Origin of the sequence: Salmonella sp. 2018103 (assembly GCF_026247685.1) — a bacterium.
GTDB lineage: Bacteria > Pseudomonadota > Gammaproteobacteria > Enterobacterales > Enterobacteriaceae > Salmonella > Salmonella enterica.
In genome coordinates this window covers 799,913-817,818 of the sequence record NZ_CP111029.1, presented here as the reverse complement: position 1 = coordinate 817,818, position 17,906 = coordinate 799,913, and the positions used below count along the sequence as shown (strand labels likewise).

Annotated in this window: 18 protein-coding genes and 1 other RNA gene; 5 read left to right on the top strand and 14 right to left on the bottom strand. The window is 54.0% G+C overall.

Annotated features, from left to right (window positions below; translation table 11 throughout):
- Positions 1-22: 22 nt before the first annotated feature.
- A complete protein-coding gene (gene gcvH / locus OLG56_RS03935; RefSeq protein ID WP_001295377.1) occupies positions 23-412 on the bottom strand; it encodes a glycine cleavage system protein GcvH in 390 nt (129 codons plus the stop codon).
- A 25-nt stretch (positions 413-437) separates the two neighbouring features.
- On the bottom strand, positions 438-1,532 hold the full coding sequence (gene gcvT / locus OLG56_RS03930) for a glycine cleavage system aminomethyltransferase GcvT (RefSeq protein WP_023213852.1): 1,095 nt from the start codon (positions 1,530-1,532) through the stop codon (positions 438-440).
- Positions 1,533-1,825: 293 nt separating this feature from the next.
- Between gcvT and OLG56_RS22270 the strand changes: the two genes are divergently transcribed.
- Positions 1,826-1,882: a hypothetical protein gene (locus OLG56_RS22270; protein ID WP_464762953.1), complete on the top strand. Its 57-nt coding sequence runs from the start codon at positions 1,826-1,828 to the stop codon at positions 1,880-1,882.
- A gap of 104 nt (positions 1,883-1,986) precedes the next feature.
- On the opposite strand, the gene ubiI is transcribed toward OLG56_RS22270, so the two are convergent.
- The 4 genes from ubiI to OLG56_RS03910 form a co-directional block, all read right to left on the bottom strand.
- The gene (gene ubiI, locus OLG56_RS03925; protein WP_001192144.1) at positions 1,987-3,189 is read right to left on the bottom strand and encodes an FAD-dependent 2-octaprenylphenol hydroxylase; all 1,203 of its coding nucleotides are present in this window, start codon (positions 3,187-3,189) and stop codon (positions 1,987-1,989) included.
- 125 nt (positions 3,190-3,314) lie between these two features.
- Positions 3,315-4,493 carry a 2-octaprenyl-6-methoxyphenyl hydroxylase gene (gene ubiH / locus OLG56_RS03920; protein WP_001635505.1) on the bottom strand — a complete coding sequence of 393 codons (1,179 nt, stop codon included), beginning with the start codon at positions 4,491-4,493 and terminating at the stop codon, positions 3,315-3,317.
- Positions 4,490-5,806: a Xaa-Pro aminopeptidase gene (pepP, locus tag OLG56_RS03915; RefSeq protein WP_023220833.1), complete on the bottom strand. Its 1,317-nt coding sequence runs from the start codon at positions 5,804-5,806 to the stop codon at positions 4,490-4,492. Before pepP ends, ubiH begins: the two co-directional genes overlap by 4 nt.
- Before the next feature lie 25 nt (positions 5,807-5,831).
- On the bottom strand, positions 5,832-6,410 hold the full coding sequence (locus tag OLG56_RS03910) for a YecA/YgfB family protein (RefSeq protein WP_000027236.1): 579 nt from the start codon (positions 6,408-6,410) through the stop codon (positions 5,832-5,834).
- Positions 6,411-6,576: 166 nt separating this feature from the next.
- Between OLG56_RS03910 and zapA the strand changes: the two genes are divergently transcribed.
- The 3 genes from zapA (at position 6,577) to OLG56_RS03895 (ending at position 7,748) form a co-directional block, all read left to right on the top strand.
- Complete coding sequence (gene zapA, locus OLG56_RS03905; protein ID WP_001276011.1) at positions 6,577-6,906, top strand: cell division protein ZapA; 330 nt, start codon at positions 6,577-6,579, stop codon at positions 6,904-6,906.
- A gap of 41 nt (positions 6,907-6,947) precedes the next feature.
- Positions 6,948-7,131, top strand: a non-coding RNA gene (gene ssrS / locus OLG56_RS03900) — 6S RNA.
- Positions 7,132-7,151: 20 nt separating this feature from the next.
- Complete coding sequence (locus OLG56_RS03895) at positions 7,152-7,748, top strand: 5-formyltetrahydrofolate cyclo-ligase (RefSeq protein ID WP_031607403.1); 597 nt, start codon at positions 7,152-7,154, stop codon at positions 7,746-7,748.
- 380 nt (positions 7,749-8,128) lie between these two features.
- On the opposite strand, the gene serA is transcribed toward OLG56_RS03895, so the two are convergent.
- Together serA and rpiA are read right to left on the bottom strand one after the other, a co-directional pair.
- The gene (gene serA, locus OLG56_RS03890) at positions 8,129-9,361 is read right to left on the bottom strand and encodes a phosphoglycerate dehydrogenase (protein ID WP_001151627.1); all 1,233 of its coding nucleotides are present in this window, start codon (positions 9,359-9,361) and stop codon (positions 8,129-8,131) included.
- Positions 9,362-9,627: 266 nt separating this feature from the next.
- Positions 9,628-10,287, bottom strand: a complete 660-nt coding sequence (rpiA, locus tag OLG56_RS03885; RefSeq protein WP_000189741.1) for a ribose-5-phosphate isomerase RpiA — start codon at positions 10,285-10,287, stop codon at positions 9,628-9,630.
- Between the two features lie 153 nt (positions 10,288-10,440).
- Here rpiA and argP point away from each other — a divergent pair, with 153 nt between their 5' ends.
- The gene (argP, locus tag OLG56_RS03880; RefSeq protein WP_000828345.1) at positions 10,441-11,334 is read left to right on the top strand and encodes a DNA-binding transcriptional regulator ArgP; all 894 of its coding nucleotides are present in this window, start codon (positions 10,441-10,443) and stop codon (positions 11,332-11,334) included.
- A 167-nt stretch (positions 11,335-11,501) separates the two neighbouring features.
- Here argP and OLG56_RS03875 read toward each other — a convergent pair whose 3' ends face one another.
- The 6 genes from OLG56_RS03875 to epd all read right to left on the bottom strand — a co-directional run bounded on the left by OLG56_RS03875 (position 11,502) and on the right by epd (position 17,673).
- Entirely contained in the window at positions 11,502-12,248 is a 747-nt protein-coding gene (locus tag OLG56_RS03875; protein ID WP_079980901.1) for an oxidative stress defense protein, read from the bottom strand.
- Between the two features lie 93 nt (positions 12,249-12,341).
- On the bottom strand, positions 12,342-12,977 hold the full coding sequence (gene argO / locus OLG56_RS03870; protein ID WP_000626876.1) for an arginine exporter ArgO: 636 nt from the start codon (positions 12,975-12,977) through the stop codon (positions 12,342-12,344).
- 200 nt (positions 12,978-13,177) lie between these two features.
- Positions 13,178-14,038, bottom strand: coding sequence for a small-conductance mechanosensitive channel MscS (locus tag OLG56_RS03865; protein WP_000389833.1), 861 nt, complete (start codon positions 14,036-14,038; stop codon positions 13,178-13,180).
- A 222-nt stretch (positions 14,039-14,260) separates the two neighbouring features.
- Positions 14,261-15,340: a class II fructose-bisphosphate aldolase gene (gene fbaA, locus OLG56_RS03860; RefSeq protein ID WP_000034386.1), complete on the bottom strand. Its 1,080-nt coding sequence runs from the start codon at positions 15,338-15,340 to the stop codon at positions 14,261-14,263.
- 101 nt (positions 15,341-15,441) lie between these two features.
- Positions 15,442-16,605 carry a phosphoglycerate kinase gene (pgk, locus tag OLG56_RS03855; protein WP_000111274.1) on the bottom strand — a complete coding sequence of 388 codons (1,164 nt, stop codon included), beginning with the start codon at positions 16,603-16,605 and terminating at the stop codon, positions 15,442-15,444.
- 21 nt (positions 16,606-16,626) lie between these two features.
- Positions 16,627-17,673 carry an erythrose-4-phosphate dehydrogenase gene (gene epd, locus OLG56_RS03850; RefSeq protein ID WP_000218329.1) on the bottom strand — a complete coding sequence of 349 codons (1,047 nt, stop codon included), beginning with the start codon at positions 17,671-17,673 and terminating at the stop codon, positions 16,627-16,629.
- Positions 17,674-17,906 lie beyond the last annotated feature (233 nt).

Below are 17,906 nucleotides of genomic sequence, written 5' to 3'. Positions count from 1 at the left end.
ATTAGCGCCATCCGGCACAACATTATTCGTCTTCTAACAATGCCTCATACGCGGTGGCATCCAGCAGCGATTCAAGTTCGCTTTCATCGCTGGCTTTGATTTTAAAGATCCAGCCACCGGCATACGGTTCGCTGTTCACCAGCTCCGGGGAGTCGCTCAGCGCATCGTTTACCGCCACGATCTCGCCGCTTACCGGCGCATAAATGTCGGACGCCGCTTTTACGGACTCCGCCACGGCGCAGTCGTCGCCCGCGCTTACGGTCGCGCCGACTTCCGGCAGATCAACAAAAACCATATCGCCCAACAGCTCCTGAGCGTGTTCAGTAATGCCAACGGTGTAAGTGCCATCCGCTTCTTTACGCAGCCATTCGTGTTCTTTGCTGTATTTCAGTTCTGCGGGTACGTTGCTCATCAATTAATCTCCAAAAAAGGATGAATCACGCGACGGCTTTGCCGTTACGCACAAAAACAGGTTTAGTCACTTTTACCGGCATTTCACGGTTACGAATTTGTACAATCGCCGTCTCGCCGATGCCCGCCGGAACGCGCGCCAGCGCAATGCTGTAGCCCAACGTTGGGGAAAACGTCCCGCTGGTGATAATGCCTTCTTGCTGATTGCCCTGCGCATCGGTAAAACGCACCGGCAGTTCATTACGCAATACGCCTTTCTCGGTCATCACCAGACCGACAAGCTGCTCATGGCCTTTTTCACGCTGCATCTCCAGCGCCTCACGGCCAATAAAGTCGCGGTCAGCAGGTTCCCAGGCGATAGTCCATCCCATATTAGCCGCCAGCGGAGAGATACCTTCATCCATCTCCTGACCGTACAGGTTCATGCCTGCTTCCAGACGCAGCGTGTCGCGCGCGCCAAGACCGCACGGCTTCACGCCCGCCTCCACCAGCGCACGCCAGAAATCCGCCGCTTTTTCATTCGGCATAGCGATTTCATAGCCCGCTTCGCCGGTATAACCGGTGGTGGCGATAAACAAATCACCCGCCTGAACGCCGAAGAACGGCTTCATACCTTCTACTGCATGGCGCTGTTGGTCAGTAAACAGAGTCGCCGCTTTTTCCTGCGCATTCGGCCCCTGTACCGCAATCAGCGACAGGTCGTCACGAACGGTGATGTCGATGGCATAAGGTTCAGCGTGTTGGGTAATCCAGGAGAGGTCTTTTTCGCGGGTGGAGGAGTTAACAACGAGACGGAAGAAATCTTCAGTGAAGTAGTAGACGATAAGGTCATCAATCACGCCACCCGATGCGTTAAGCATACCGGAGTAGAGGGCTTTACCCGTCTTCGTTAGCTTCGCGACGTCGTTTGCCAGCAGATAACGCAAGAACTCCCGGGTGCGGCTACCATGAAGATCGACAATGGTCATATGCGATACATCAAACATCCCGGCATCAGTGCGCACAGCGTGGTGTTCATCAAGCTGAGAGCCGTAATGCAGGGGCATCATCCAGCCATGAAAATCGACCATGCGAGCGCCGCATAGCGTGTGTTGTTCGTACAAAGGCGTCTGTTGGGCCATCTTTTCCTCGTTGAATTAGCGGGGGCTAACAACCATTTTCATGGGAAATCTTCGCCACGAAACCTGGCATCGACGCCCTTTTTCCTGCGCCGACGCAAACGTTCTCTTGCTCCTGAACTTACCACCGAACCAGGCGCTAAACCATAAGGCTGAATTTACCATCACATTAGCTTATGACTAAAAAACGCTAAAATCCCATCAGCACAAAAAACCACTATTACGCTAAATAACCGTCATAAAAATGAAGCTGATACGATTTATCACAACATAAATTAATATTAAATGCGGAAAAAATGTCGAAAATCGCGTTCGCTAAAAATAATGACATTAGAAAATATAATGCGAAATAGGCGGTGAAATTAGATTATTTCAAACGAGGAAAGCCCCCCGGCGCGATAGCCGGGAAAGCAAAGTGTGACGGGTTTCAAACTCTTGCTGGCGTGCAGTCAGACGCTTAACGAAGCCATTGCGGAAGGTCGTTTAGCCCCATTGCCTGGCGAAGCAGTTGGGGTTTGACGCCGGGGAGCGTATCCGCAAGTTTCAGTCCGATGTCGCGCAGCAATTTTTTTGCCGGGTTTTCGCCGGCAAACAGGTCACGAAAACCTTGCATCCCGGCAAGCATCATCGCCGCGCTATGTTTACGGCTACGCTCATAACGACGGAGATAAAGATGTTGGCCAATGTCTTTGCCCTGGCGCTGAAGCCGGCGCAGATCGTCCACCAGTTCGGCCGCGTCCATAAAGCCGAGGTTGACGCCTTGCCCTGCCAGCGGATGGATGGTGTGCGCGGCATCGCCGACTAACGCCAGACGATGCGCGGCAAACTGGCGAGCATAGCGGCCCGTCAGAGGAAAAACCTGCCGTTCGCTTTCCAGGCGGCATAAGCCCAGCCGATTATCGAAGGCGATAGTCAACGCCTGGTTAAACGCCTCGTCGCCGCTCTGTTGCATACGCTCCGCATCCTGCGGAGAAAGCGACCAGACAATGGAACACAGATGCGGATCGCTTAACGGCAAAAACGCCAGAATACCTTCACCATGAAACACCTGGCGAGCAACCGCGCCGTGCGGCTCTTCGGTGCGGATAGTCGCTACCAGCGCATGGTGACGGTAGTCCCAGAAAGTTAAGGGAATATCCGCTTTGTTACGCAGCCAGGAGTTGGCGCCATCCGCGGCAATCACCAGACGCGCGGTTAACATCGCGCCGTCTTTTAAAGTCAGGAAGGCGTCGTTTTCCCCCCAGGCGACCTGCTGTAATTCCGCTGGCGCCATTAAGGTGATATCCGCCGCTTGCTGCGCTTTTTGCCACAGTGCATAGTGAATGACGCTGTTTTCAACAATATGCCCCAGATGGCTATATCCCATGCTTGCGTCATCAAACGTAATACGGCCAAAGCTGTCTTTATCCCAGACTTCCATACCGTGGTAGCAACTTGCCCGTCGCGCCACAATGTTTGACCATACGCCAAGACGGGTAAGCAGTTTTTCGCTGGCGGCATTAATCGCCGACACCCGAAGCTGAGGCGGCGCATCGTTCGCCAACGGCTGGGGGACTACGTGATCCAGTACCGCAACGCGCAAACCGCTCCCCTGCAAGCCGCAGGCAACAGCCAGTCCCACCATGCCTCCGCCAACTATTGCTACATCCACACTTTGCACTATTTACTCCTGGAAACCGGAACAATCAAAACCGTAGGCCGGATAAGGCGAAGCTGCCATCCGGCATTTTTACGAACACGATGCCGGATGGCGGCGTAAATGCCTTATCCGGCCTACAGATCTGCTTAACGCGCAACCCAACCTAAGGTCCGCTGTGCCAGCGCATCGCGCGCAGGCGGTAATAATTCCATCGCCATTAAACCGATATTGCGCCCAATAACCAGCGGCGCCCAACGATTTGCAAACAGATGGACCAGACCGTTCGTTACGCCAATCGTCGTATCCCGGTCAACCTGACGACGCTGCTGATAGCGCGATAACACGTGCCAGGCGCCAATATCCTCGCCCGCGTCCTGTGCCGCGACCAGCGTTTCCGCCAGGCTCATGACATCGCGCAGACCGAGATTAAACCCTTGTCCGGCGATAGGATGCAACGTCTGAGCCGCATTGCCGACCACGACAGTCCGGTGAGTAAACACTTTTGCCGCCGTAGTCAGGGCAAGCGGATACGCGCTGCGCTTCCCCGCCTGAGTAATTCGCCCCAGCCGCCAGCCGAACGCGGCCTGCAACGCATGACAGAACTGCGCGTCGGACCAGCTCAGCACCTCATCGCGCTGGTCGAGCGGGTGACACCAAACCAGCGAACATCGGCCATGCGACATCGGCAACATCGCCAGCGGGCCATTGGGGGTAAAACGTTCAAAGGCGCGTCCCTGGTGCGGGATAGCGGTCGCGACATTCGCTATCACCGCTAACTGTTCGTAAGGCTCCTGACGCCAGTCAACGCCGCAGGCTGACGCCAGCGCGGAGTGGGTACCGTTAGCCGCCACCAGCACGCTGCCAGCTATCACATTGCCATTTTCCAGTGTGACGTTAACCTGCTGTTGGGTACGCGACACGCTGGCTACGCGCTCCGGGCAGTGCAGCGTAACGCCTGGCGCTTTACGCAAGAGCGCAAACAGACGCAGCCCGATATCATGCAGCTCCGCAACGTGACCCAACGCTGCCAGACTGTAGTCCTGCGCGTCGAGAGTCACAAATCCGGCATGGCCGCGATCGCTGACGTGTACGGTGTTGATTGCCGTTGCGCAATCGGAAATCGCCTGCCAGACGCCAATTCGCGCCAGTTGCTGGCAAGTGCCCGCCGCCAGCGCAATCGCTCTGGCGTCAAAGCCGGGATGACCGTCGGCTTCAGGCGCTTTCGCTTCAATCAGGTGTACCGGCAACGTCCCATGACTGAACTGAGAGATGGCCAGCGCCAGCGTCGCGCCTGCCATGCCGCCGCCAACGATAATGACGCTCATTGCTGCCGCGCCGCCGCCATTAATGCCTCAATGTCATCCGCCTTCTTCACAACGCCAGCGGTCAGGTTTTCATTACCGGTTTCGGTAATGACAATGTCATCTTCAATTCGAACGCCAATGCCGCGATACGCTTCCGGCACGTCGGCATCCGGCGCGATATAGAGGCCTGGCTCTACGGTCAGCACCATGCCCGGCTCCAGGATGCGGGAGCGATCCGGCCCATAAACGCCGACATCATGAACATCCAGCCCCAGCCAGTGGCTCAAGCCATGCATAAAGAAAGGACGATGCGCATTTTCGGCAATCAGTTGATCAACCTCTCCTTGCAAAATCCCCAGCTTCACCAGCCCGGTTATCATGATGCGCACGACTTCGCCGGTCACCTCCTGAATAGAGGTGCCAGGACGGAACAGTCGCAGGCTGGTCTCCAGCGATTCCAGAACGATGTCATAAATTTCACGCTGAGCTGGCGTAAATTTCCCGTTCACCGGGAAAGTACGCGTGATGTCGCCCGCGTAACCTTTATATTCACAGCCCGCGTCGATAAGCACTAAATCGCCGTCGCGCATTTCACTTTCGTTTTCAGTGTAATGCAGGATACAGCCATTTTCGCCGCTGCCGACAATGGTGTTATAGGAGGGATAGCGCGCGCCGTGGCGGTTAAATTCGTGGTGAATTTCCCCCTCCAGCTGATACTCAAACATCCCCGGACGACATTTTTCCATCGCGCGGATATGCGCCAGCGCGCTAATTTCCCCGGCGCGGCGCAGGACAGCAATCTCTTCCGGCGATTTGAACAGGCGCATCTCATGGACAATCGGTCGCCAGTCAGTCATGGTGGCCGGCGCGGTCAGATTCTGGCGAGAGCCTTTACGCAGCTTCTCCAGCGCAGCCAGAACAACCTCGTCGGCATACGCATATTCGCCCTGCGCGTGGTACACCACATCCAGACCATTAAGCAACTGAAAGAGTTGCTGGTTGATTTCGCTAAACGCCAGCGCCCGGTCAACGCCCAGTTTTTCCGGCGCGGCATCCTGTCCTAAACGGCGACCAAACCAGATTTCCGCCGTCAGGTCGCGAACGCGGTTGAACAAAACGCTGTGGTTGTGGGTGTCATCACTCTTAATCAGTACCAGCACGGCTTCCGGTTCGTTAAAACCGGTGAAATACCAGAAGTCGCTACTCTGGCGATACGGATATTCACTGTCTGCGCTGCGCGTCGCCTCCGGCGCGGCAAAGATCAGCGCGGCGCTGCCGGGCTGCATTTGCGCCAGTAATGCCTGGCGACGGCGTTGGTATTCCTGCTGAGTCATGACATGGCCTCCATTTCGTTTTTTCTTAGTGTAGCGTCGGTTTACGCACTTCCGGCGCGGTCGGCTGTTGGCGCGTGAAAGTGTCATGACATAACAGCGCCGCAACACGGACATATTCGATGATCTCTTCGAGCGACATCTCCAGCTCTTCCTGATCTTCGCTCTCATCATAACCAAGCTGCGCAATATTACGCAGGTCGTCAATCGCTTCACCCGTTTCGCCGGTGACTTTATCAAGTTTAGGCTGCGTTACGCCGAGGCCAAGCAAAAAGTGGTTAACCCACCCGGCTAATGCATCTGCGCGATCGAATACGCTGACATCGTCGCCTTCAGGCAGATAAAGCTGAAAAAGAAAGCCGTCGTCTTCCAGCGCGTCGCTGGTCGCCGCGTGCATTTTGCGCAGCGCCTGAGCAAGCTCATGCCCGAAGGCCAGACCTTCGTTCGTCAGGTCGTGCAACAGCGGCTGCCATGAGCTGTCGTTGTTGCCGCCGCAAATCATCCCGCTGATTAAACCATGCATTTCAGCCGGGGTCAGACCGGCCCCTTGTTGATTCAAAAACCGGTTCATTTCGTTGTAACCAGGCATTTCGTTCTGTATAGACATAAGCATTCGTCATCAAAGGGAGGATATTCATGATATGCTACCACTTTGGACCCTGGTGAACCAGAAAAGGGCTTGTATCTTCACACCAGGGTAGCTATAGTGTCGCCCCTTCGCGGACCCTGGGTCTGGAGACGAAGGCAGCGCAGTCAATCAGCAGGAAGGTGGCATGTCTGCACAACCCGTCGATATCCAAATATTTGGCCGTTCACTGCGAGTGAATTGCCCGCCTGACCAAAGGGATGCGTTGAATCAGGCTGCGGACGATCTGAATCAGCGGTTGCAAGATCTGAAAGTTCGCACTAGAGTCACAAATACTGAGCAGTTGGTTTTCATTGCCGCATTGAATATCAGCTATGAGTTAACTCAGGAAAAAGCGAAGACCCGCGATTACGCGGCGAGCATGGAACAACGTATTCGGATGCTACAACAGACCATCGAACAGGCGTTGCTTGATCAAGGTCGCATAACCGAAAAAACGGGCCAAAACTTTGAATAACACTTTTCGCTTTACTATGGTAAAGTGATTGTGAAAACAGAATTTCTCTGAGATGTTTGCAAGCGGGCCAGTCCCCTGAGCCGATATTTCATACCACAAGAATGTGGCGCTCCGCGGTTGGTGAGCATGCTCGGTTCGTCCGAGAAGCCTTAAAACTGTGACGACACATTCACCTTGAACCAAGGGTTCAAGGGTTACAGCCTGCGGCGGCATCTCGGAGATTCCCCTTCTGACTGGCGACAGCCATGACGCAACTTCCCGAACTCTCTTTATCACGACAAGAAATCCGCCGAATGATTCGGCAACGTCGCCGCGCGCTGACGCCAGAGCAGCAACGCCGCTTTGGTCAACAGGCCGCCGCCCGAATGCTCAGCTTTCCTCCCGTCGTGATGGCGCACACTGTCGCCGTGTTTCTCTCCTTTGATGGCGAACTCGACACCCAGCCGCTGATTGAACAGCTATGGCAAGCGGGCAAGCGCGTCTACCTTCCGGTTCTTCATCCCTTCAGCCCCGGCAACCTCCTGTTCCTGCACTATCATCCGCAGAGTGTGCTGGTGACCAACCGCTTAAAGATTCAGGAGCCACGGCTTGATGTCCGCGACGTATTGCCGCTGGCAAAGCTGGATGTGCTGGTAACGCCGTTAGTCGCGTTTGACGAAGACGGGCAGCGTTTAGGTATGGGCGGCGGTTTTTATGACCGCACGCTACAAAACTGGCAGCAGCATAAGATCCTACCTGTGGGCTACGCGCATGATTGCCAGTTAGTGGAAAAACTGCCGGTTGAAGAGTGGGATATCCCGCTGCCTGCGGTGGTAACGCCATCCAAAATTTGGGAGTGGTAGCCGTGTTTTGTCGATTGACAGCGTCGCTTTTTTGACCTAAATTTCTCGGTGAAGGGTGAGGGAGGCGAACCTCCCTCCTGCGTACTCACTGTTAATATGCTGGGCAAGCGATGATTAACAGGATCAGCAGCATGATGACGTATCTCATCATCGTCCCTTTCCTTTTTAGAGCCCCTGCTTCGGTAGGGGCTTTCCCGTTTCAGCGCTATGCTGAGCCCTTATCGTAAATTCCTTTTATTGCTGTACAACACGCAACGCTGCCTTTAATTACCAATTGCGGCAAGGCTCGAAAACAGAATGTATGCGTTACACGAAGAGATGTTGAGGCAGGGAAACCAGAGAAAGGATGGGCAGGTCATCTCCTGCCCATTTAGAGGAAATTAGTACAGCAGACGGGCGCGAATGGTGCCCGGAATCGCCTTCATCGCCAGCAGCGCTTTCTCCGCTACATCGCCATCGGCTTCTATATCAATTACCACATACCCCATTCGGGCGGAGGTTTGCAGATACTGTGCGGCAATGTTAACGCCCTGCTCGGCAAAGATCTGGTTAAGCGCGGTCAATACGCCCGGGCGGTTTTCGTGGATGTGCATCAGGCGACGACCACCGTGCAGCGGCAGCGACACTTCCGGGAAGTTCACGGCGGAAAGCGTCGAGCCGTTATCCGAGTACTTAATCAGTTTTCCTGCGACTTCCAGACCGATGTTTTCTTGCGCCTCCTGCGTCGAGCCGCCGATATGCGGCGTCAGGATCACGTTATCGAATTCGCACAGCGGAGAGGTAAACGGATCGCTATTAGTGGCCGGTTCCGTCGGGAAGACGTCGATAGCCGCCCCCGCCAGATGTTTCGTCGCCAGCGCGTCGCACAAAGCCGGGATATCCACTACCGTACCGCGCGCGGCGTTAATCAGCAGCGAACCCGGCTTCATCAGGGCTATCTCTTTTGCGCCCATCATGTTTTTGGTGGAGGCGTTTTCAGGTACGTGCAGACTGACCACATCGCTCATATTCAGCAATTCAGACAGGTGCTGCACCTGAGTTGCGTTACCGAGCGGCAGTTTATTTTCAATATCATAGAAATAGACATGCATCCCCAGCGATTCCGCCAGAATGCCCAACTGCGTTCCGATATGGCCGTAGCCGATAATGCCAAGCTTTTTACCGCGCGCTTCGAACGATCCCGCCGCCAGTTTATTCCATACGCCGCGGTGCGCTTTGGCGTTCGCTTCCGGCACGCCGCGCAGCAGCAGCAATAGCTCGCCAATCACCAGCTCCGCCACGGAACGGGTATTCGAGAATGGCGCGTTAAAGACCGGAATACCGCGTTTTGCCGCCGCATTTAAATCCACCTGGTTGGTGCCGATGCAAAAACAGCCAATCGCCACTAGCTTCTCTGCGGCGTTAATCACTTCTTCTGTCAGATGAGTACGGGATCGCAGACCGATGAAGTGGGCATCGCGGATGGACGCTTTCAACTGTTCAGCGTCCAGCGCGCCCTTGTGATATTCAATGTTGGTGTAACCTGCCGCACGAAGGCTTTCCAGCGCCTTTTGATGCACCCCTTCAACCAGCAGAAATTTAATTTTATCTTTCTCCAGCGATACCTTTGCCATTTCCCCGATCCTGTCTTTTTTTGCCATCTGATGTTGTGTGTGGATTTGCATCCGTCCTTCAACATATCAAAAAAAATTATCACGGCAATATGAACGTTTGCGCCAGCGTCGTGAAGGAATCGCATACAGCGGGAAATAGCAGATGAAAATACCGGGAATAACTTTTTCTTTGGAGGGATCGGCAGGGCAAACGATTAAACGTGATACATGTCACCAAATTTGCCCTGACCGAATTTTTTACGCGGCAGGAAATACGCCTGGCGGGATCATTTTACGATGGTTTTCACCCCGTCCGGCGTGCCGATCAGTGCGACATCGGCGCCACGGTTGGCGAACAACCCTACGGTCACGACGCCCGGAATCGCGTTAATGGCGTTTTCCAGCGCGATGGGATCAAGGATTTCCATACCATAAACATCCAGAATCACGTTGCCGTTATCCGTGACCACGTTCTGACGGTACTCCGGACGCCCGCCCAGCTTCACCAGTTGACGAGCGACCGCGCTGCGCGCCATCGGAATCACTTCGACCGGCAACGGGAATTTGCCAAGAATATCTACCTGCTTAGAGGCATCCGCAATGCAGATAAATTTCTCCGCCACGGAAGCAATAATTTTCTCACGGGTTAATGCCGCGCCGCCGCCTTTGATCATCTGCATATGACCGTTGATTTCGTCCGCGCCATCGACATAGATACCCAGGCTATCCACTTCGTTGAGATCAAACACATGAATACCGAGGCCTTTGAGTTTTTCAGTCGAGGCGTCCGAGCTGGAGACCGCGCCTTCAATCTGGCCTTTCATTGTGCCCAGCGCATCAATAAAGTGTGCGGCCGTTGAGCCTGTACCAACGCCCACAATGGTGCCGGGCTGTACATACTGAAGTGCCGCCCATCCTACCGCTTTTTTCAGTTCATCCTGCGTCATAGATCGTTTCGCCTGTGGTGTGAAAATACAGCCGCATTATAGAACATTGTCGGGAAAAATCTCCGTGTCCGTACACAGGCTACGGATTTCATCTGTACCGACGGCAAATTTATGTCATAGTGCGGAAAAAAATAACAGGAGCATGACACAACAATGAAACGTCCGGACTACAGAACACTACAGGCGCTGGATGCCGTTATACGTGAACGAGGATTCGAGCGCGCCGCCCAGAAGCTGTGCATCACGCAATCCGCCGTCTCACAGCGCATAAAACAGCTTGAGAATATGTTCGGACAACCGTTGTTGGTGCGTACCGTTCCTCCTCGCCCCACGGAGCAAGGGCAAAAATTACTGGCTCTGCTGCGTCAGGTTGAACTGCTGGAAGAAGAGTGGCTGGGCGATGAACAAACCGGCTCTACGCCGCTGCTGCTGTCGCTGGCGGTTAACGCCGACAGTCTGGCGACCTGGCTGCTTCCGGCGCTGGCGCCGGTGCTGGCGGACTCCCCTATCCGTCTCAATTTACAGGTGGAAGATGAAACGCGCACGCAAGAACGTCTGCGTCGCGGCGAGGTGGTGGGCGCGGTGAGTATTCAGCATCAGGCGCTGCCCAGTTGCCTGGTAGACAAACTGGGCGCGCTCGACTATCTGTTTGTCGCGTCAAAGCCGTTTGCCGAGCGCTATTTCCCCAATGGCGTTACCCGGTCGTCGCTGCTGAAAGCGCCCGCCGTCGCGTTCGACCATCTGGATGATATGCATCAGGCCTTTTTGCAACAGAATTTCGATCTACCGCCCGGCAGCGTGCCGTGCCATATCGTTAATTCATCCGAAGCGTTTGTACAGCTTGCGCGCCAGGGCACGACCTGCTGCATGATCCCTCACCTGCAGATTGAGAAAGAGCTGGAAAGCGGCGAGTTGATCAACTTAACGCCTGGTTTGCTACAGCGCCGGATGCTTTACTGGCACCGCTTTGCCCCGGAAAGCCGGATGATGCGCAAAGTGACCGACGCGCTACTGGAGTACGGGCACAAGGTGCTGCGTCAGGATTAGCCTCTCAATGAATGCCGGATGGCGGCGTGAACGTCTTATCCGGCCTGCATGACCCATTATTCCCCCGTCGCTTCTTTGAAATTCATCACAAAATCATTGCGTTCAGGCGGCAAAAAACGAGAACACCGGGAGAAAACGCGGCCTGGAAGCGCCCAGGCCGGGCGAGATTACTGCGTGCTGGCGGCCGTTGTCGACGTCTGCCCTGTTCCAGGTTCAAGCTGGAATACCACATCGACCTGATCGTCGAACTGAATAGTCGGCTGCTCGTAAGTTTCCTGCGCGGATACCGGCGCAGCATCTGCGGCTTTCATCATTCGCACCACCGGACTCGGCTGATAATTAGAGACATGGTAACGAACGCTGTAAACCGGCCCCAATTTGCTGTTAAAACCGGCTGCCAGCGCTTGCGCCTGATGAATCGCGTCATCAATGGCGGCTTTGCGGGCCTTGTCTTTATAGGCGTCCGGTTGCGCCACGCCCAGCGATACCGAACGAATCTCGTTCAGACCCGCCTTCAGCGCGCCGTCCAGCAGAGAATTAAGTTTATCTAACTGACGCAGCATCACTTCAACGGTTCGCACCGCGCGATACCCTTTCAGAATGCTTTTACCGTTTTGGTAATCATAATCCGGCTGCGTGCGCAGATTCGCCGCGCTAATGTCTTTTTTCGCAATCTGATTTTGCTCAAGGAAGGAAAGATATTGCGCCACGCGCTCATCGGCCTGCTTCTTCGCCGTCGCCGCATCCTTCGCCGCGACGTTCACTTCAATCGCTAAGGTGGCGATATCAGGCACAGCATCGACGCTTGCCGTACCGGAAGTCACGATGTGCGGGCCTTCCGGCAATTCGCTTGCCTGCGCCGACATTGCACTTAAACCCACTAATGCCGCCAGGGCCATCACTTTGAACTTCACAGTCTCTCCTCCATATTGCAGTCATTGCCCTGATATACAGGGCGCATGCAGGCAAGCTTAGCGGATATCGGCCTGTTGTCCATCAGACAACGCTTAGTTGAAAAGCGCGTGCATATGCGCGACGCCTTCCCGCGCCAGTTGGAAGGCGATAAGCCACATCACCACCCCAACCAGAATGTTGATAATGCGTTGAGCTTTCGCCGTACGCAGTCGAGGCGCAAGCCAGGCCGCCAGTAGCGCTAACCCAAAAAACCATAAGAACGACGCGCTAATCGTGCCGAGAGCAAACCAGCGCTTTGGCTCCATAGCCAGTTGCCCGCCGAGACTGCCCAACACGACAAACGTATCCAGATAAACGTGCGGATTCAGCCACGTTACCGCCAGCATCGTAGCAATAATTTTCCAGCGCCCCTGCTTCATAACCTCGGCGCTGGCCAGCTCCAGATTACTGCTCATTGCCGTTTTCAGCGCGCCAAAACCGTACCATAACAAGAACGCGACCCCGCCCCATGTGACCAGCGCCAGCAGCCACGGCGACTGCATCAGCAACGCGCTGCCGCCAAAAATACCGGCGCTGATCAGGACTAAATCACTTAACGCGCAAAGCAGCGCTATCATGAGGTGGTACTGGCGACGAATTCCCTGATTCATCACAAACGCATTTTGCGGGCCAAGCGGAAGGATCATGGCGGCGCCAAGGGCAAGCCCTTGAAAATAATAAGATATCACGTTAACTACCCTGAGCTGTTTTTCTTAAAGGCAGACTATAGCGCGGGAATATTATTAGCGGAAATTGATAATTTTAATCACTAATAAGAAAAGCTAATGAAGAGACTGAATAACGGATGGCGGCTACGCTTATCCGCTCAATAACCAGAGAATACTGGAGGCGGATAAGCGCAGCGCCGGCAGGCAGCGCGGGAGAAAAATTACTCCGCGGCGTTATCTTTCACACGTTTAAAATTGACGTCCATCTGCGGGTACGGGAAGCTAATACCAGCGGCGTCGAATTCACGTTTAATACGTTCCAGCACGTCCCAGTAGACATTTTGCAGGTCGCTGCTTTTACTCCAGACACGCACCACAAAATTAATTGATGAGGCGCCCAGCTCATTCAAACGTACCGTCATTTCGCGATCTTTTAAAATACGATCGTCGGACTCGATAATCGTCGTTAGCAGCTGTTTCACCTGATCGATATCCGAATCGTAGGCCACCCCAATAATGAATTCGTTACGGCGAACCGGCTCACGAGAATAGTTGATGATATTTCCCGCGATAATTTTGCCATTCGGAATCACAATAATTTTGCCGTCTACCGCGCGCATTGTCGTGGAAAAGATTTGCACGTTCAGTACCGTACCGGCAACGCCGCCCAAATCGACATACTCACCGGCGCGGAACGGACGGAACATAACCAGCAATACCCCAGCCGCAAGGTTAGAGAGCGATCCCTGTAATGCCAGGCCAACGGCTAAACCGGCGGCGCCCAGTACGGCAATAACCGAGGCGGTTTGAACCCCCACGCGACCCAGAGCCGCAATCAGCGTAAAAGCGATAACCCCATAGCGCACCAGCGCAGAAAGAAAGTCGGCCACTGTCGCATCAATATGACGCGCACGCATCAGACGATTTACCGTATTGGAGATCACGCGCGCTACAATCAAGCCGATGATGATAATAGCGATAGCCGCAACAATATTCACAGCATAGCTGAGCAATAACGCCTGGTTGCGTACCAGCCAGGTGCCCGCACCATTTATGCTGTCGACAACATTCAAATCTTCCATTCAATATTCCTTGGTCATAGCAAAACAAGCAAATGAGATCATTCTCACGAAAAGAACTTTTTAAAGGTAAACAAAAACAGAGGAATATGCCATTTTTCGGCATCATCCCCAAAAAGGCAGGTACACTGTGAGTTGGCCGGATGAAAGCGTTAACGCCGCTCTCCGGAAATAACGATAAAAAAATGGCTTCCCAAGGGAAGCCATTTTAATCAACAGACTACATTACAGAACGTCAATCGCGTTCAGTTCTTTAAATGCTTTTTCCAGACGAGCGATCATCGAAGTCTGGCCAGCACGCAGCCATACGCGTGGGTCATAGTATTTCTTGTTCGGCTGATCTTCGCCTTTCGGGTTGCCCAGCTGACCTTGCAGATACGCTTCGTTTTCTTTGTAGTAGTTCAGAACACCTTCCCAGGTTGCCCATTGGGTATCGGTATCGATGTTCATTTTCACTACGCCGTAGCTTACGGAGTCTTTGATTTCCTGAGCGGTAGAACCGGAACCACCGTGGAAAACGAAGTTCAGGCTGTTGTGCGGCAGGTTGTGTTTCTTAGAAACATAGTCCTGAGAATCACGCAGAATGGTCGGGGTCAGAACCACGTTACCCGGCTTGTAAACGCCGTGTACGTTACCGAAGGAAGCGGCAATGGTGAAACGCGGGCTGATTTTGCTCAGCTCAGTGTACGCGTAATCAACATCTTCCGGCTGGGTGTACAGGGCAGAAGCGTCCATGTGGCTGTTGTCCACGCCGTCTTCTTCGCCACCGGTGCAACCCAGTTCGATTTCCAGAGTCATGCCAATTTTGGACATGCGCGCCAGGTATTTGGAGCAGATTTCGATGTTTTCGTGCAGAGACTCTTCAGACAGGTCGATCATGTGAGAAGAGAACAGCGGTTTACCGGTCGCTGCGAAGTGTTTTTCACCCGCGTCCAGCAGACCGTCGATCCACGGCAGCAGTTTCTTGGCGCAGTGGTCAGTGTGCAGGATAACCGGAACACCGTAGTGCTCAGCCATCTGGTGAACGTGATGCGCGCCAGAGATAGCGCCCAGGATTGCCGCGCCCTGAGGTACGTCAGTTTTCACGCCTTTACCCGCGATGAAGGAAGCGCCGCCGTTGGAGAACTGAACGATGACCGGTGCTTTAACTTTTGCAGCGGTTTCCAGAACAGCGTTGATGGAATCAGTGCCCACGCAGTTAACTGCCGGCAGAGCAAAATTGTTTTCTTTTGCTACCTGGAACACTTTCTGTACGTCATCACCAGTGATCACGCCTGGTTTTACGAAATCAAAAATTTTAGACATGTTTCGTTGTCCTGTATCGTCGGGCTTTGGGAAAAAACACGGGCCGCCCTGAATGTCAGATCGGCAATAAATCAACGGGCAGGAATCCCTGCCCGTAACGATTACTTCTTAGCGCGCTCTTCGAGCATCGCTACGGCTGGCAGAACTTTACCTTCCACGAATTCGAGGAATGCGCCGCCGCCAGTAGAAATGTAGGAAATTTTGTCAGCAATGCCGAACAGGTCGATTGCCGCCAGGGTGTCGCCGCCGCCAGCGATGGAAAACGCTTCGCTATCAGCGATGGCATTTGCCACGATTTCAGTCCCTTTACGGAAGTTCGGGAACTCAAACACACCAACCGGGCCGTTCCACAGAATGGTTTTGGCATTCTTGAGGATTTCAGCCAGCTGCTGAGCGGAAGCATCGCCGATATCCAGGATCTGCTCGTCTTCTTTCACGTCGTTAACGGATTTCAGAGTCGCCGGTGCGGTTTCGGAGAACTCGGTGGCAACGCGAACATCGGTCGGAACCGGAATATCGCAAGTGGTCAGCAGACGTTTTGCTTCGTCAACCAGGTCAGCTTCGTACAGGGATTTACCGACGCTGTGGCCCTGAGCGGCAACGAAGGTATTGGCGATACCGCCGCCGACAATCAGCTGGTCAGCGATTTTAGACAGGGAATCCAGAACGGTCAGTTTGGTAGATACTTTAGAACCACCAACGATAGCCACCATCGGACGAGCCGGCTCTTTCAGCGCTTTACCCAGCGCATCCAGTTCAGCGGCCAGCAGCGGGCCTGCGCACGCGACGTCAGCAAATTTGCCGATACCGTGGGTAGAAGCCTGCGCGCGGTGCGCAGTACCAAAGGCGTCCATCACGAATACGTCACACAGGGCGGCATATTTTTTAGACAGCGCTTCGTCGTCTTTCTTTTCGCCTTTGTTAAAGCGAACGTTTTCCAGAACCACCAGCTCACCTTCGGCCACGTCAACGCCGTCCAGGTAATCTTTGACCAGGCGAACCGGGTTAGACAGTTTGTCTTTCAGGTAGTTAACAACCGGCAGCAGAGAGAATTCTTCGTTGTACTCGCCTTCGGTAGGACGACCCAGGTGGGAAGTTACCATCACTTTCGCGCCCTGTTTCAGAGCCAGTTCGATGGTCGGCAGAGAGGCGCGGATACGCGCGTCGCTGGTCACTTTCCCTTCTTTAACAGGTACGTTCAGATCCGCACGGATAAAAACGCGTTTCCCGGCCAGATCCAGATCGGTCATCTTAATTACAGACATGGTGAATCCTCTCAATGATGCTTAAAGTTTTGTCGACGCTGACGCGTCGAGCCTGAAACCAACTGCGGCCATCGCTAACGTGGTGTCGAGCATCCGGTTAGCAAAGCCCCATTCATTATCGCACCAGACCAGCGTCTTGATCAGGTGGGCGCCACTGACCCGGGTTTGCGTACCATCAACAATGGCGCTGTGCGGGTCGTGGTTAAAATCTATCGAGACCAACGGTGATTCCGTATAGTCAACTATACCATGAAATGCACCTTGTGCTGCTTTTTGCAGCAACTGGTTGACTTCACTGGCTTTTACTGGTTTTTTCACCGTCACGCTTAAATCGATCGCCGTCACATTAATGGTTGGAACGCGCACGGCAATCGCCTCAAAACGATCGTTAAACTGCGGGAATATACGCGTAATGCCTGCCGCCAGTTTCGTATCTACCGGGATAATCGACTGGCTGGCCGCGCGCGTGCGCCGTAGATCGGAGTGATACGCGTCGATCACCTGCTGATCGTTCATCGCGGAGTGGATCGTCGTGACGGTACCAGACTCGATGCCGTAAGCATCATCCAACAATTTAATGACGGGAATTATGCAATTCGTGGTACAGGACGCGTTTGAGACAATACGATGTTCCGCACGCAGTTGGTTCTGGTTCACGCCAAAAACGACGGTGGCGTCAAGATCGTTGCTGCCCGGATGAGAAAAGAGCACTTTCTTCGCGCCAGCGGCAATATGCGCCTCGCCATGCTCCCGGTTGCCATATACGCCCGTACAATCCAACACGATATCCACGCCCAGTTCGCGCCACGGCAGATCCGCCAGCGTTCGTTCATGCAGAATACGAATGACATCGTCGCCGACAAAAAGCTGCTCGCGCTCGTGGCGAACCTCCCATGCAAAACGCCCGTGGCTGGTATCGTATTTCAACAAATGCGCCATGCCTGCGGCATCCGCCAGCTCGTTGATGGCCACCACGGTAATTTCCGCCCGACGTCCGGATTCATACAAAGCACGAACCACGTTACGCCCGATGCGACCAAAGCCATTAATCGCTATGCGTACGGTCATAGGTCTCCTGCAAGGCTATCCCGATTCAGATGAGGCTGACAGAGTAATGCAGCTCATCGTCGAGTAAAACCTCACCTGTCGCAAACTGCGACTGATTGGTTAATTGTCGAACATTTAATTAACTGAAACGCTTCAGCTAGAATAAGCGAAACGGGGAATAAAAGGAATGTTTGTCCAGTCGAAGAAGACAGTTATCTGACCTGCATCACATTTCATGGCCGCTTACGCTGCAA